The 14,653-nt window shown below is 68.9% G+C and carries 13 protein-coding genes; 5 read left to right on the top strand and 8 right to left on the bottom strand.

The window, feature by feature from the left end:
* The first annotated feature begins 12 nt into the window (after positions 1-12).
* Both AC1DYI_RS13600 and AC1DYI_RS13595 read left to right on the top strand, forming a co-directional pair.
* Positions 13-891: a pirin family protein gene (locus AC1DYI_RS13600; protein WP_477204653.1), complete on the top strand. Its 879-nt coding sequence runs from the start codon at positions 13-15 to the stop codon at positions 889-891.
* Positions 892-915: 24 nt separating this feature from the next.
* Positions 916-1,653, top strand: coding sequence for a hypothetical protein (locus AC1DYI_RS13595; protein ID WP_477204651.1), 738 nt, complete (start codon positions 916-918; stop codon positions 1,651-1,653).
* Here AC1DYI_RS13595 and AC1DYI_RS13590 read toward each other — a convergent pair.
* The 3 genes from AC1DYI_RS13590 to AC1DYI_RS13580 form a co-directional block, all read right to left on the bottom strand.
* Positions 1,634-3,034 (bottom strand): DUF2306 domain-containing protein, encoded by a 1,401-nt coding sequence (locus AC1DYI_RS13590; protein WP_477204650.1) that lies wholly within the window; start codon positions 3,032-3,034, stop codon positions 1,634-1,636. The genes AC1DYI_RS13595 and AC1DYI_RS13590 overlap by 20 nt on opposite strands.
* A gap of 113 nt (positions 3,035-3,147) precedes the next feature.
* Positions 3,148-5,322: a hypothetical protein gene (locus AC1DYI_RS13585; RefSeq protein WP_477204649.1), complete on the bottom strand. Its 2,175-nt coding sequence runs from the start codon at positions 5,320-5,322 to the stop codon at positions 3,148-3,150.
* A gap of 64 nt (positions 5,323-5,386) precedes the next feature.
* Positions 5,387-6,346, bottom strand: a complete 960-nt coding sequence (locus AC1DYI_RS13580; RefSeq protein WP_477204648.1) for an AraC family transcriptional regulator — start codon at positions 6,344-6,346, stop codon at positions 5,387-5,389.
* 165 nt (positions 6,347-6,511) lie between these two features.
* Between AC1DYI_RS13580 and AC1DYI_RS13575 the strand changes: the two genes are divergently transcribed.
* Positions 6,512-6,988, top strand: coding sequence for a (2Fe-2S)-binding protein (locus AC1DYI_RS13575; protein WP_477204647.1), 477 nt, complete (start codon positions 6,512-6,514; stop codon positions 6,986-6,988).
* A gap of 77 nt (positions 6,989-7,065) precedes the next feature.
* Positions 7,066-9,255: a xanthine dehydrogenase family protein molybdopterin-binding subunit gene (locus AC1DYI_RS13570; RefSeq protein WP_477204652.1), complete on the top strand. Its 2,190-nt coding sequence runs from the start codon at positions 7,066-7,068 to the stop codon at positions 9,253-9,255.
* Positions 9,256-9,315: 60 nt separating this feature from the next.
* Here the strand turns inward: AC1DYI_RS13570 and AC1DYI_RS13565 are convergent, their stop codons facing one another.
* The 4 genes from AC1DYI_RS13565 to AC1DYI_RS13550 form a co-directional block, all read right to left on the bottom strand.
* Positions 9,316-9,531 carry a DUF4287 domain-containing protein gene (locus tag AC1DYI_RS13565; RefSeq protein WP_477204646.1) on the bottom strand — a complete coding sequence of 72 codons (216 nt, stop codon included), beginning with the start codon at positions 9,529-9,531 and terminating at the stop codon, positions 9,316-9,318.
* A gap of 67 nt (positions 9,532-9,598) precedes the next feature.
* Positions 9,599-9,937, bottom strand: a complete 339-nt coding sequence (locus AC1DYI_RS13560; RefSeq protein ID WP_477204645.1) for a hypothetical protein — start codon at positions 9,935-9,937, stop codon at positions 9,599-9,601.
* 350 nt (positions 9,938-10,287) lie between these two features.
* Positions 10,288-12,072 carry a lipid A export permease/ATP-binding protein MsbA gene (gene msbA / locus AC1DYI_RS13555; protein ID WP_477204644.1) on the bottom strand — a complete coding sequence of 595 codons (1,785 nt, stop codon included), beginning with the start codon at positions 12,070-12,072 and terminating at the stop codon, positions 10,288-10,290.
* Positions 12,065-12,688 (bottom strand): protein-tyrosine phosphatase family protein, encoded by a 624-nt coding sequence (locus AC1DYI_RS13550; RefSeq protein WP_477204643.1) that lies wholly within the window; start codon positions 12,686-12,688, stop codon positions 12,065-12,067. The genes msbA and AC1DYI_RS13550 overlap by 8 nt, the downstream gene beginning before the upstream one ends.
* A gap of 164 nt (positions 12,689-12,852) precedes the next feature.
* Here AC1DYI_RS13550 and AC1DYI_RS13545 point away from each other — a divergent pair, with 164 nt between their 5' ends.
* On the top strand, positions 12,853-13,329 hold the full coding sequence (locus AC1DYI_RS13545; protein ID WP_477204642.1) for a YciI family protein: 477 nt from the start codon (positions 12,853-12,855) through the stop codon (positions 13,327-13,329).
* A 172-nt stretch (positions 13,330-13,501) separates the two neighbouring features.
* Here the strand turns inward: AC1DYI_RS13545 and AC1DYI_RS13540 are convergent.
* The coding region (locus tag AC1DYI_RS13540) for an NAD(P)/FAD-dependent oxidoreductase (protein WP_477204641.1) at positions 13,502-14,653 on the bottom strand (1,152 nt) is incomplete at its 5' end.

Genomic DNA, 14,653 nt, shown 5'->3' with positions numbered 1-14,653 from the left:
AAGGGAGATCGCATGCAGCGATGGACACCCCGGGTCACCGACCTGGCCGGCGGTTTGCAAGTTCGGCGTGTGCTGCCGGTGGCGGCGCGGCGCGCGGTCGGGCCGTTCGTCTTCTTCGACCATTTCGGCCCGGTGACCCTGGCCGCCGATGCCGACACCGATGTCGGGCCACACCCGCACATCGGGCTGGCCACGGTCACCTATTTGTTCGAGGGCGGTTTCTTGCACCGCGACAGCATGGGCACGGTGCAAGAAATCGCCCCCGGCGCCGTCAACTGGATGACCGCCGGCCGCGGCATCGTGCACAGCGAGCGCACGCCCGAAGCGCAGCGCGGCCAGGCGCGCCGGCTGCACGGGCTGCAGCTGTGGGTCGCGTTGCCGCTGGATGCGGAGCAGGGCGAGCCGGCCTTCCAGCATGTGGCGGCCGAGGACATTCCGCAGCAGGTGGTCGAGGGTGCGACGCTGCGCTTGCTGGTCGGCGAAGCTTTCGGCCTGCGCTCGCCGGTGCGCGCCGCCTCGCCCACCTTGTACCTGGACATCGAGCTGCCCGCCGGCGTGCCGTGGACGCTGCCGCGGCTGGCCGAGGAAATGGCGGTCTACAGCCCGACCGAGTGCATCGAAATGGCTGGCGAGATGCTGCCCACCGGCGAGATGGCGCTGGTGACCGGCGCCGACGGTGCGGTGCTGCGCGCCGCCTTGCCGACCCGTGTCGTGGTCATCGGTGGCGCGCCGTTGGAGACGCCCCGCATGATGTGGTGGAACTTCGTGGCCAGCGATCGCGCGCTCATCGAGCGGGCTGYCGAGCGCTGGTCCGCCCATGGCTTCGACCCGATTCCCGGCGAGTCCGGCGGCCTATTGATGCCGCCGCGGCCTTTGCACCCGGGCGTCTGACAAGGGCGGCGCCGAATGGCCGCTTTGGGACGAACCCTTTGGTGGCGTGTGGCGGCCGCCTGCGGTTTGATGGCAGTTGGCACGACCCGGGCCGCCGAGCCGCTGGCGCTGTACTTTTTCGAGCGTCCGCCCTATGCGGTGCAGCGCCCCGGCAGCGACGTCGTCAGCGGTCTGACTGCGACGCCGGCGGCACAGGCGTTCAAGGCCGCGGGCATCCCCTTTCGCTGGGTGGAGTTGCCGACGGTGCGCCAGCTCGTCACGCTGAAGGACAGTGTGCAGCCGGCCTGCGCATTAGGCTGGTTCAAGAACCCCGACCGTGAGCTGCACTTCAAGTTCAGCAAGCCGATCTACCGCGACCGGCCCACCGTGGGCCTGGCGCATGCCGACTACCGCACCGCCAACGCCACCCTGGCCGACACGCTGCGCCAACCTGGCCTGCAGGTGCTGGTCAAGGACGGGTTTTCATACGGTCCGCTGATCGATAACCTGCTGGCGCAAAGCAAGGTCGAGCGGGTGGTGACCAGCACTGAATCGGTGGCCATGATCCACATGGTGGCCGCGCAGCGCGCCCACTTCATGTTCGCCGCCGAGGAAGAGGCAGCCTTCCTGGTCGATCAGACCAGCGTGCCGGCGCAACAGCTGCGGGTGCTGCATTTCGCCGACCTGCCACCGGGCGAACGCCGCTACATCCTGTGCAGCAAGGCCGTGCCGGACGAGCTGATCGAGCGGCTGAACAAGGCGATCACGGTCGAGATTCCTTGAGCGAGGGCTGGCGGGCCGAGTTCAGTCCGTGCAGGCGGGCGCCGTAGCCGGTGGCCAGCCCGGCCACCGCGACACCGCCGACCCCATTGACCAGCGCCTGCGCCATCGCTTCGTCGAACCGCAGGCCCAAGGCCCAGCCGAGCAGCAGAAAGCCCGGCAGCTGCGAAGGCATCCACTGCAGGCAGAGCCAGAACAGCGCGCAGGCATTGCGGCCGCCGCTGGTCGGGCGGACCCTCAGCGCGGCGGCCAGCAGCACCAACGTCAAGCAGCCGTAGCCGACCCAGAAGGTCGCCGTGGCCTGGCGCGCCAAGGTGTCAGTGGCATGCGTCAGGCCGATGACGATGGCGCCGATGCCGGCCAGCGCGCCGGCGGCGGTCAACCCGGGGCTCGGGGCCTGGCCGGCCAGTGCACTGCGCCAGCCGCGGCCAAAGCCGGCCAGGGTCAGCAGGCTGCCCAGCGCCCACACTGCGACACCGACTGCGGGCAGGTGGTCGGCCGGCTGGGTGCGCCAGCGCGCCAGGCCGTCCAAACCCGCCAGAGCGGCGGCCGCTTCGTGCAGCACCACCGCGGCTGAGCCGGCGACGAGCGCTGTCACCACGGCCATCGGCCATGCGCTCGTTTCCGTATGGGACTCACGTGACGGCTGGTCACGGTCGCCGACGCGGGCCAGCCACAACGCCATCAGCGCCAAGGTCTGCAGCAGCACCAGCGTGCCGGTGGCCAGGTTGGCGGTCTCCTGGTCCATCTGGCTGAAACGGCCCCACAGCGTCCAGTTCACGCGCAGCATCGGCGCCGTGGCCAGGCAGCCGAACACGCAGGCCATCCAGACCATGTGGGAGCGGTAGTCCCGCGCCCGAACGGCCAGCACCGCTTGCGACAGCAGCGCCAGCGTCAACAGCGCGAGCGCCCACAGGCCCAGGTGGAAGGCCGGGCCCGACGAGCCTTCGCGCATCGGGATGTAGACCAGAAAGCCGATCGCGCCGACCATGCTGGCCAGCGTGGCCAGCCAGACGACCAGCCCGCTTGCGCGGTGCCAGCGCGGGTGGCGCCGGCGCAGCGACGGCACCAGCTGCAGCACACCCAAACCCAGCGCCAGCCCACCCAGCGCCATGTGCGAGCCCAGCCGCGGCAGCGCGGCGGTGTAGTGCTGCACCATGTAGACGGTGGTCGCCCGCGGCCCAAACGCGAAATCGGCCGACGTCAGCCCCGCCAACGCCTGCACCAGCAGCGGCACGCGGCCGGCGGCCAACGCCAGCGCGTACTCCATCGCCCCGAGCGCGAACAAGGCCGCGACGATCGCCGCCAACGTGGCCAGCGCCCTCGACAACGCACCTGCCGCGGCGGCCGATGCGCCGGGATGCGGAAGGGTGGGAACGGACATCGCGCACCTCTTGCCAACGGCCGGCCGGAGTGGCCGCCTCGTTGACGATACGCCGACCGTGCCGATCGGGATGCGAGGGTTGGCCCGCGCCTGTCGCCGCTTTCGGTGTCAGCTCACGGCCGGGTGTTGGCGGCAGGTGCAGCGTTGGTCGGTGTCCACGCGAAGTAGCTCAGCGTGTCACCCCATATCTCGCCCATGTAGTTGATGGTGGTCAGGCAATCGGCTTCTGTCTGCTCGTCGTCACCGTCGCATTCACCGAAAGTGCCGCTCAGCCAGACCTCGGGTCGGCCGTCATGGTCGATGTCGGTGAGCCTGGTGATGGCGCCGGCGTCGTACTGGTAGGCGAAGCGGCCCGGCATGCCCGCTGCGATCAAACGGCCGGGTGAGAGAACGAGCAGCAGCCGTTCGTTGTCGTAAGGCCATGGTGGCGGGGCAGAGGGCGCTCCGCCGTCCGAACGGGCCGGCATCAGCTCCACCGTCAGCACCTGCAGTTTGCCGTCCTTGCTACGCCAACCCTGCAGCCCACCCAGCAGCTTGCCGGCAGCGCGAATCGCACGCGTCACAGCGGCCGCGTCGTTCTCCGACGCTCCGAGCGGACGCAGCACGCCGGCGAGCCACGCGGCATGGCGCTGCGCGATGTCGGGTTGCTCGTCTATCAGCGTGGCGGGCATTTCGGGCAGCGTCAGCGGCTCGAAGGTGTCGCCCGCTTGAACGCTGCGGCCGCTGCCGGCCGACAGGTGGGTCACCTCCTGAGGCCCCGAGATCCAGGCGCTGCACAAAGCGCGCAGCTCGGCGGACGTGTCCTTCGCACCTTCGCCGAAGCAAGCCGAACCCTGTGCGGTCAGGCCGTCCAGCACCTGCTCGTGAATCTGGCCGGATTCGCCTTTGACCAGCGCCGCCAGTGCCGCCTGAACCGGTCGGGTCTCGGCGGCGGGCGCGCTGCGCAGCCATTCCCAGTCGGGCTGCAGGCATCGCGTCGGCCGCCCGTTCGTCCAGGCGGCCAGCGCGATGGATGCGGTCAGCGGCTTCGGGATCTGTTTCAGCCAGAGCGTCTGCGGCTCGCAGTTCCCGCCATCGGGGAAGGCCTCCAGCTGCGTTCGAAGCGCCGCCGCTCCGGCCGGGTGCGCCGCGATGCCTTTCAGGCCCGGCCAGGGGTCGATGGCCTCGTTGTAGTACGGCACTTCGTAGCGCGACCAATTGAATTGCGTGTCGTTGCGCGCGAGGTCCAGCTGGGCTTGCAACTGCACGAGCTGCTGCAAGGTCGGCGGCACCGAATCGGCCGGCCAGAGCTCGGGCGCGGCGGTCATCGACGCCATTTTGGCGCGCAGGAAGGCGGACTGTCGCAGGCCGTGCAGCAGGCGCGCGCGGCGGCCCGGCTGGCTGTCCGCGTCCGTGCCGGCTGGCGCGGTCAGCGGCGAGCCGGGCTTGACCTCGCCCTCGATCGTTCGCAGCGCGGCGGCCAGCCGATGGTCGGCTGGAGCGAGGCTGGACCACAGCAGCGAGACCAGCACGCAGTCGTCCGGGCCGGTGCCACGGCAGCCACGTTGCGCGAGGTGGTCGGCGAAGCGGGCGGTCAGCAGCGGCTGCATCCGAGCTGCCATCTGCTGACCGTCGGCCTTGACCTTCGCCTGCTGAGCCTCGTCGAAGAACGTGACCCAGCCGCTGCGTTCGCGCACGCAGTCGCCGAAGTCGAGTTCGCTCGAGCTGCGTGCCGCCAATCCCATGTAGCCCAGACCCCCATCGGCCTCGGGGTCGAACGGCGACTTGTCGGGCTGCAGCCAGGCGCGCTGCGGCACGCAGTTCCACAGCGTCACGAAGGTGGCCGGCTCGTCGTTCCAACTGGCGAACGGTCCGTACAGGTGCACGTCGCCCTGCCACAGGTGCTTTTCGCGTCGGGCGTTCGCCATCTCCTGCGGAAACCAGCGATCGATGGCGTGCACGATGTCCGATGGCGCCTCGAAGTGGAGCAATGCAGACTGCCCCGCAAAGATCAGCCCGTTCTCGCGCTGGGCTTTCGACAGCTGTGCCACTGCATCGCTGCGGTACAGCCGCTCGATGCGCTCTGGCGTGGCCTCGTGCACGACGAAGTCGCGGACCTTGCTCTCCTGCGTCTTGATCATCGCGTCGATCTCGGCCACCACGGCCTTGAACTCGTCGGCCTCCAGCGGTGGCACGGTCGATCGCCGAGTCCACCATGTCGCGACCAGCAGCAGCGCCAGCAATGCGAGCATCAACACGGCGTGACGCGCCCAGCGGGTGGCCGCCACCTCGATTCCCTCATCCCTCATCGTCTTGTCTCCAGCGTGCGCACACTCTAGCGGCTGCTACACCGGGGCCCGCAGGCCGGGCGTGTCACGCTGATGATTCGGCGGGCGAAGTTTGCAATCGCAACCCAGCCATGTCGCGCATCGGCGGCGCGCCGAACTGGCGGCTGTATTCGCGACTGAACTGCGACGGGCTTTCATAGCCGACGCGGAAGGCGGCGGTCGACGCGTCCAGCCGTTCGGCCAGCATCAGGCGCCGCGCTTCGGTCAGCCGCAGCCACTTCTGGTACTGCAGCGGGCTCATCGCCGTCAGGGCGCGGAAGTGGTGGTGGAAGGTCGACGGGCTCATGCGCACCAGCTCGGCCAGCGCCTCGACGCGCAGCGGTTCGGCGAAATGCGTCTTCAACCAGTCGATCGCGCGGCCGATCTGGTGGCTCTGGCTGCCGGCAGCGCCGATCTGGCGCAGTCGGTCGCCTTGCTCGCTCATCAGCAGGCGGTAGACGATCTCACGCTGCGCCAGCGGGGCCAGCGCCGGGATCGACTCGGGCTCGTCCAGCAGATCGACCAGGCGCTGGAACGCACAGAGCAGCGGCGCGGTGACGCGGCCGGTGGCCATGGCCCGCTCGGCGGCCTGCGGGCGCGGTGGCGGCACATGGCCGTCCATCATCAGCTGGGCGATCTCGTGCGCGTCCAGCCGCAGCATCACCGCCAGGTAGGGCCGCTCGGGGCTGGCCTCCAGGATCTGCGCGACCGCCGGCAGGTTCAACGAGGCGATCAGGAAATGGTCGCGGCCATAGACGAAGCTGTCCGGCCCCAGCAGCACCCGCTTGCTGCCCTGCACGATCAGCGCAACGCCGGTCTCGTAGACGCCGCAGACCGGGCCGGCCGTGCTGCTGCTGCGAAACATCGCCAGCGCCGGCAGCTCGGGCAGGCGGTGCAGCCCGCCATCCGGCGCCCGACGCTGGATCGCCCGCGCCAGCGCCTGGCGGCTGGCCTCGGCACGGTCGTCGTCGGCGTCAGAAGGCGGTGGGGTGACTCGTTGCAGCATGGCGCATCTCCGGCCCAGGGGCGCAGGCCTGGATGCTAGCGAAGACCGGCCCGTCCTTGCCGGCTGCTCGCGCCCGCCGGACGATCAGGCAATGAACTCGCAGCTTCAGGCTAACGGCGGCCACCGGCTTGGTTCGACACTCGCCGGCCACCAGGAGGATTTCGCATGACGACCACCTTGAACGTCAACGGGCGCGACCAGGCGCTCGATGTCGACCCTGGCACGCCCATCCTGTGGGCGCTGCGTGACACGCTCGGCATGACCGGCACCAAGTTYGGCTGCGGCGCCGCGCTGTGCGGTGCCTGCACCGTGCACATGAACGGCCAGGCCATCCGCTCCTGCGTCACGCCGATCTCGGCCGCCGCGGGCCAGAAGATCACGACGATCGAATCAGTGACCGACGGCCACGACAAGGTCGGCCAGGCCGTGCACACCGCCTGGGTCAAGCACGACGTGGCGCAGTGCGGCTACTGCCAGAGCGGACAGATCATGACGGCCACCGCCTTCCTGAAGTCGCTGCCCAAGGGCAAGCGGCCGACCGAAGCCGAGATCGATGCGGCCATGGCCGGCAACATCTGCCGCTGCGGCACCTATGCGCGCATCCGCGCCGCTGTCGGCGACGCCGCCAAGTCGCTGGCCTGAACGGGGAGACGCACATGCTTTTCGAACACGCAACCGCCCAGGACCTGGCCGACGAACTGCCCAGGGCCCTGCGAGCCATGCTGGCGCGCGACGCCGGCGCCCCGCCGAGTGGCATCGCCCGTCGCAGCTTCCTCAAACTCTCTGCCGCCAGCGGCTTCGCGCTCGGCGCGTTCCCGCTGGCCGCCGTCGCGCAGGGCGCAGCACCTGCCGCGGGCCTGAAACCCTTCCAGCAGCCCTCGGCTTTCGTCCACATCGCATCGGATGGCACCGTCACCGTCACGATCAACCGGCTCGACTTCGGCCAGGGCGTGCAGACCGCGCTGCCGATGATCCTGGCCGAGGAGCTGGACGCGGACTGGTCCAAGGTCCGCAGCACGCACGGCACGAACGACCCGGCCTATGTCGACCCGCTGTTCGGTATGCACCTGACTGGCGGCTCGGGCTCGATCGCGCACAGCTACATGCAGTACCGCGAGCTGGGCGCGCGGGCCCGCGCGATGCTGGTGTCGGCTGCCGCCGCGCGCTGGAAGGTGGACGCGGCGACGCTGCGCACGCGTGACGGCATGGTCCTTGGCCCGAACGGCCAGCAGCTGAGTTATGGCGAGCTGGCCGAAGAGGCGATGAAATTGCCAGTGCCTTCAGACGTGGCGCTGAAAGACCCGAAGGACTTTCGCCTGATCGGCCACGCGACGACGCGGCTTGATGCCACGGCCAAGAGCAGCGGCCGGCAGAGCTACGGCATCGACACGCGCCTGCCCGGCATGCTGACCGCGGTGGTGGCGCGGCCGCCAGTCTTCGGCGGCAAGCTGAAGAGCGTGGACGACAGCGCCGCGAAGGCGGTGCCCGGCGTGAAGGCCGTGCTGCGCGTGCCGGTGGACCGTGGCGGCGAAGGCGTGGCCATCATTGCCGACGGCTACTGGCCGGCCAAGCAGGGGCGCGACGCGCTGAAACTCGAGTGGGACCTGGCCGGTGTCGAGCGGGTCGACAGCGCGAAGCAATTGACCCAGTACCGTGCGCTGGTCGGCCAGCCCGGCCCGCGCAAGTTCGACGCCGATGTCTCAGGCTTGGCCAACGCGCCACACCGCATCGAGGCCGAATTCGTCTTCCCGTACCTGGCCCATGCACCGATGGAGCCGCTGAACTGCACCGTGCAGCTGCAAGGCGACAAGGCCGAGCTGTGGATGGGCTCGCAGATGCCGGGGCTGGACGGCATGGCCGCGGCCAAGGTGCTGGGCGTGCCGATGCAGAACGTGGCGGTGCATGTGCAGATGGCCGGCGGCGGCTTCGGCCGGCGCGCGATCGCGACCAGCGACTACGTGGTCGAGGCCTGCAACGTGGTCAAGGCCGCGCAGGGCGCTGGTATCGCGGCGCCGATCCGCACGCTGTGGAGCCGCGAAGACGACATCCAGGGCGGGTACTACCGCCCGATGCACCTGCACAGCGCCCGCATCGGCTTCGACGCGCAAGGCAAGGTGCTGGCCTGGGACCACACGATCGTCGGCCAATCGATCCTCGGCGGCACGCCGTTCGAATCGATGATGGTCAAGGACGGCATCGACACCACCGCGGTCGAAGGCATGAAAGAGCCCTACGACGTGCCGATGCGGCTGACCGTGCATCACCCGAAGCTCAACGTGCCGGTGCTGTGGTGGCGCAGCGTGGGCTCGACCCACACGGCGTATGTGATGGAAACGCTGGTCGACGAGATCGCGCGCCAGACCAAGCAGGACCCAGTGGCCTACCGGATGAAGCTGATGGGCAACGAGCACCCGCGGCACCGCGCGGCGCTGCAGCTGGCAGTCGACAAGAGCGGTTACGGCAAGAAGAAGCTGGCCGCAGGCCGCGCCTGGGGCGTGGCGGTGCACGAGTCGTTCAACACCGTGGTGGCCTATGTCGTCGAAGCCTCGGTGCAGAAGGGCAAGCCGGTGCTGCACCAGGTGACCGCYGGCGTGCACTGCAACTTCGTCGTCAACCCGCGCACGGTCGAGGCGCAGGTGCAAGGCGCCGCGCTGATGGGCTTGTCGATGTGCTTGCCGGGCGCCGCGATCACGCTGAAGGACGGCGAGGTCGAGCAACGCAACTTCGGCGACTTCCAGGTGCCGCGCATCACCGACATGCCGCAGATCGCCGTCTACACGGTGCCCAGCGCCGACGCGCCGACCGGCATGGGCGAACCCGGTCTGCCACCGCTGGCGCCCGCGTTCGCTAACGCGATCGCGAAGTTGACCGGCAAGACGCCGAGAGAGTTGCCGTTCAAGACGGCGTAGTGGGGCACAGCGGGCCGACGCAAGCCGGCCCGCTCTGTGGACGCGGGCCGGCCCGTCGCACTACTTCTTCGAGCCGGCCAGATGATGGGCCACGATCGCATTCGCATGGCCATGCCCAAGCCCGTGTTCGCGCTTGAGCCAGTCGACCTGCTCCATGTGTTTCAGGCCCTTCAAGCCGGCGACGAGGCCGAGCCAGTGCGAGATCGGCTGGCCGTAGGTCTTCTCGATCGAAGGGAAGTACGAGGCGGGGCCCTTGGGCTTGTCGGTCGTCGGCATGGTGTCGGTGCTCCTGCAGAGTGTGTCGGTGGCAGCCTGTGGGCAGGCTGTACTGGCACGACGATCTTCAGGGGCCGATTTCGACAGCGACCTGAGGCAAAGGCTGGTTGTTCAGGCGCAGCTGGGCATCGGGGTATGACGCCCAAGTGCTTCCAAGGCAGGCCGCCGCCACAGCCGCGCGAACGGCTTCGTCCCAGACACTGGCGGCCAGCGCATCGCGACGGCTGAGGATCATCGGATCGTCCGCCAGGCCCAGCGCTTCGCAGAGGTCGCGGCGCCAGCGCCCGTGGTCCGCTTCCGCCGGCGTCATGCCACGGCGGCGAAAGACGTCGTCGGCCGCGCCGGCGCCACGCACCAGGTCGTCAGCGTCGACACCAACAATGTGAAGAGACAGCTGCCTTGCCAATCTTGCGAATCCAGCTCGGGCATGACCGTGGCAGGTCAAGCCTCGCCCCCGAAGACTTGACCGGCGGCTGCGGCCTGCGCTTCGAGAGCCATGGGTAGGGTGGAGGTCGGCGGTACTTTAGAAATCGCCTCGCCGACGCGCCACCGGGCTGCGACCAGCCCGCGGTGGGATCGGACGAAATGCACTTGCGGCCGACGAAGCCCGCGATGGCCGGAGTGGCGGCTCCGTTGCCGCGACTGGCGCCGCAGCATTTTTCGCCGCGACACCCGCCTGCGCGTGAGCTGCGTCGCGCCGACGCCACTACGAGTTCTCTCACCCCCGGCGTTAGGTGCCGGGTGACGGCACGCCGCTCAGGCGCTCCCGTCCGCCGCCGGGCCTTCTTCGGGTGCTGCTGCCACGCTGAACTGCGCCTGATGCAGCCGCGTGTAGTGCCCACCGCGCGCCAGCAACTCGGCATGGCGGCCCTGCTCGACGATGCGGCCCTGGTCCATCACGACGATCAGGTCGGCGTGTTCGATCGTCGACATGCGGTGGGCGATGATCAGCGTGGTGCGGCCGGCCATCAGCTCGGGCAGCGCCTGCTGGACCTGGCGTTCGCTTTCGTTGTCCAGCGCCGAGGTCGCCTCGTCGAGGATCAGCAGCGGCGCGTCTTTCAAGAAGGCGCGGGCAATCGCGATGCGCTGGCGCTGGCCGCCGGACAGGTTCAGCCCGTTCTCACCGCAGGGCGTGTCCAGCCCTTGCGATGCTTTCTCGATGAACTCCCACGCATGGGCCGCGCGCGCGGCGCGTTCGATCGCTTCGCGCGGCACGTCGGGCCGGCCGTAGGCGATGTTGGCGGCGAGCGTGTCGTCGAACAGCACCACCTGTTGGCCGACGAGTGCCAGCTGTGAGCGCCAGGCCGACAGCGGCAGCGCTTCGATCGGCGTGTCGCCGTACAGGATCTGGCCGGCTTCGGGCAGGTAGAAACGCGCCAGCAGGTTGGTGACGGTCGACTTGCCGCTGCCCGAGGCGCCGACCAGCGCCACCGTCTGCCCCGGCGTCAGCACCAAATTGAAGTTAGTGAGCGCCGGCTTGGCCTGGCCCGGGTAGGTGAAGCCGACGTGGCGAAACACCAGCGGCTGGGCCTTGCCGTCGACACCGGCCGGTGCGGGCTGGCCTTCGCGCTCCGGCTCGACCGGCGTGTCCAGCAGCGCGAAGATGCCTTGCGCCGCGGCCAGGCCGTTCTGGATCGTCGAGTTGACGTTGGACAGCCGGCGGATCGGCTCGAACAGCATCGCCATCGCCGCAACGAAGGCGCCGAAGTCGCCCGGTGTCAGCGGGTTGGTCGAGGTCACCGTGGTGGCCATGAAGATCACGCCCGACACCGCGGCCGCGGCCAGCACCTGCACCAGCGGCACGTTGGCCGCCTGCACGCGGATGGTCTTCATCGTCGCCTTGCGCAGGCGCTCGGACAAGGCGTTGAAGCGGCCGGCTTCGTAGTCGCGCGCGCCGAAGATCTTGATCTCCTTGACGCCGGTCAGCGCCGACTCGACCAGCCCGGCGACCTGGCCGACCAGCTGCTGCACCTGCAGGTTCGAGCCGCGCAGCTTGCGGCTGGCGGTGCGGATGATCACCGCCACCAGCGGCGCGACGACGACGATCAGCAGCGTCAGTTGCCACGCGGTGTAGAGCAGGAAAGCGGTCAGGCCGATGATGATCATCGTGTCGCGAACGACGATGATCCAGGCGTTCGACAAGGCCTGGCCGACCTGCGGGATGTCGTACAGCACGCGCGACAACATGCGACCGTGCGTCTGTGCCTGGTGCGCTGACAGCGGCAGGCCGGTCTGGTGGTGGAAGACCTGCTGCCGCAGGTCGGTGATCGCACGCTGGGCGACCCACTGGCTGGCCAGGTTGGCGCAGTACTCGGCCACGCCCTTGGCCATGAAGGCGCCCATCAGCATCGCCGGCAACTGCCACGCGGGGCCACCGCCCTGGCCCGAGAAACCGTGGTTGATCAGCGGCTTCAGCAGCGCCGGCAGCACCGGCTCCAGCAGCGCCGCCACCATCATCGCCAGCAGCGAGATCGCCACCACAGGGCGGTAGGGCTTGATGTAGCCCAGCAGCCGGCGGTACAGCGTCAGGCTGTCATTCACGGTGCAGCACCTTGTCGAGGATCCAGTCGCCGATGCCGTTCTCTTTGCGCAGCTGGTGGAAGTCCTGGTGCAGCGTTTTCTTGACGTAGCGGTGGCGCGCCCACTCCATGAAATCGATCGGCTCTTTCGCGTTGTCGGCCAGGTAGCGCTCGAAGAAGTAGTCGAGGATGGCTGTCTTGCCCATGCGGAAGTGGCCGAAGCGCCAGCTCAGCTCACGCTTGGCTTCGGCGATCGGCACGCCCATGCGGAAATGCTTGTACAGCGCGCTGCCCAGGCCCGCGCGGTCGGCGCCTGACTTGCAGTGGATCAGCGCCGGGTACTCGATCGAGTCGAACAAGGCCTTGGTCGCTTCCAGCGTCGGCAGGTTGGGCGCCTGGCGCGAGTACAGCTTGTGGTCGACCAGCGTGATGCCGAGTTCCCGGCAGGCCTCGGCCTCCATCGCATACGAACCGTAGCCATGGTCGCCGCGCAGGTTGACGATGGTCTTGATGCCGAAGCGCTCTTGGTAGCCGCGGATCTGCGCCGGGCTCGGCTGCGACAGGCGGTACATGCCGCCGCCCAGGTCGTGGAAGTTGTTGTAGACCGCGCGGATGAAGCCATGGTCCACCAAATGCATGCTGAGCCAGGCCCGAAGGCGGCCGAGGCGGGTGGAAAGGTCTTGGGGCACGTCTGGGAGGCCGCTCGGGCTGTCGAGGGGCTGGATTCTAGGGCCGGCCCCTATGGCCGATGGAGCGGGCGCCCCACTTAGGATCGGGGCGTGTCGTTCATTGGAGATGGGGCATGAACCGTGTTCGTCAAGGGCTGATCGGGCTGGGCTTCGCCGCGTTGTCGGCCGTCACGGGGGCCCAGGCGCCTGCCGAGCCGCCCAAGACGGCGTTCGACGCCGAACTGGCGCGCTCCGTCGGCGCCGACGAGCACGGCATGCGCTCGTACGTGCTGGTGGTTCTGAAGACCGGGCCGAAGCAGATGCCCAAAGGCCCTGAGCGCGACACGATGTTCGCCGGCCATTTCGCCAACATCAACCGGCTGGCCAAGGAGGGCAAGCTGGCGCTGGCCGGCCCGTTCGACGGTGTCGATGGCTGGCGCGGCCTGTTCGTGATGGCCACGCCCGACATCGAAGAAGCGCGCGGCTGGGTCGCCACCGACCCGGTCGTGATCAACGGCGAGATGGTCGCCGAATTCCACAAGTACTACGGCTCGGCGGCGCTGATGCTGGTCAACGACGCCCACGGGCGGATCGCGAAGAAGAGCTTCTGAAAGTGTCCTGTCCCACAGAGAACTGCCATTGAGATTCGACCAGATGGTGATGATCGTGTGGCCGGACGGCTGGGCAGATACCCAGCGTATCTGCCCTGATGGCCGGGCGCGCGAGCGCGCCATTGCGGCCCGTCGCAATGACAGTTCTCTGCGGGACAGGACACTAACCCGTTCAGTGCAGTTTCAGGCGGCCCGACACCCGCCGCTGCAGCAGCCGCGCCAGCGCCAGCACGAAGGTGCCGCTGGTGCCGAGGATCGCGCGGTGATGCATCAGGTGCAGCGACATGTACATCCACTTCGCCAGCAGCCCCTCGACAAAGAAGTTGCGCCCGCCCAGGCCGCCCATCAGGTTGCCGACACCCTTGTTCTCGCCCAGCGAGACGAGCGAGCCGAAGTCCTTGTAGCGGAACTGGCCGCTGGGCTCGCGCTCGTGCAGCAGGCTCTTCAAGGTCGTGTAGAGAAAGCTCGCCTGCTGGTGCGCCGCCTGAGCGCGTGACGGCACCCACTTGCCCTCGTTGCCCTTGCCGCCCCACGGGCAGGCCGCGCAGTCGCCCAGCGCATAGATGCCGTAGACCGAAGTCTCCAGCTTCTCATTGACGATGAACTGGTTGGCCTTGGTGGTCGCCAGCCCGAAGCTTGCGTTGGCCTCGGAGGCCTTGATGCCGGCCGCCCAGACGATCAGGTCGGCCGGGATTTCGCCCTGGCTCGTGACCAGCCGGTCCGGCTGCAGGGCCTGCACCTTGGTGTCGACCAGCACCCGCACCTGCTTGCGCTCGAGCGCGGTCTTGGCCTGGGCCGAGATGCGTTCGGGCAGGCCGGCCAGGATGCGCGGCGCCGCCTCGACGATGGTCAGGTCGAGCCGGAAGGCGTTTTCGGTGTCCAGGCTGGCCAGGGTCTCCTGGTGCGCCTCGATCAACTCGGCCGACAGCTCGACGCCGGTGGCGCCGCCGCCGACGATGACGATGCCCAACCGCTTGTCGGCGGCGAACGCACTGCGCGTGAACGCGGCCTGCAGGTGACGGCGGAAGCGCTCGGCGTCGGCCGTCTGCTCCAGCACATAGGCGTGCTCGGCGCCGGGCGTGCCGAAGAAGTTCGAGCCGCTGCCGATCGCCAGCACCAGCCAGCGGTAGCTCAAGGAGCGCTCGGGCACCAGCAGCTTGCCGTGCTCGTCGTGGATCGCCCCCAGCTTCAATGTGCGGTTGGCGGCGTCCAGCCCGCGCAACTCACCGAGCGTGAAGCCGAAGTGGTTGCGCCGCGCCAGCACCGTGTAGCTCAGGCCTTCCTGGTGCGAATCGAGCGTGCCGGCGGCCACCTCGTGCAGCGT

The sequence above is a fragment of the Ideonella sp. P3_A4 genome (assembly GCF_056403075.1).
This window is presented reverse-complemented; position numbering and strand designations above follow the sequence as displayed.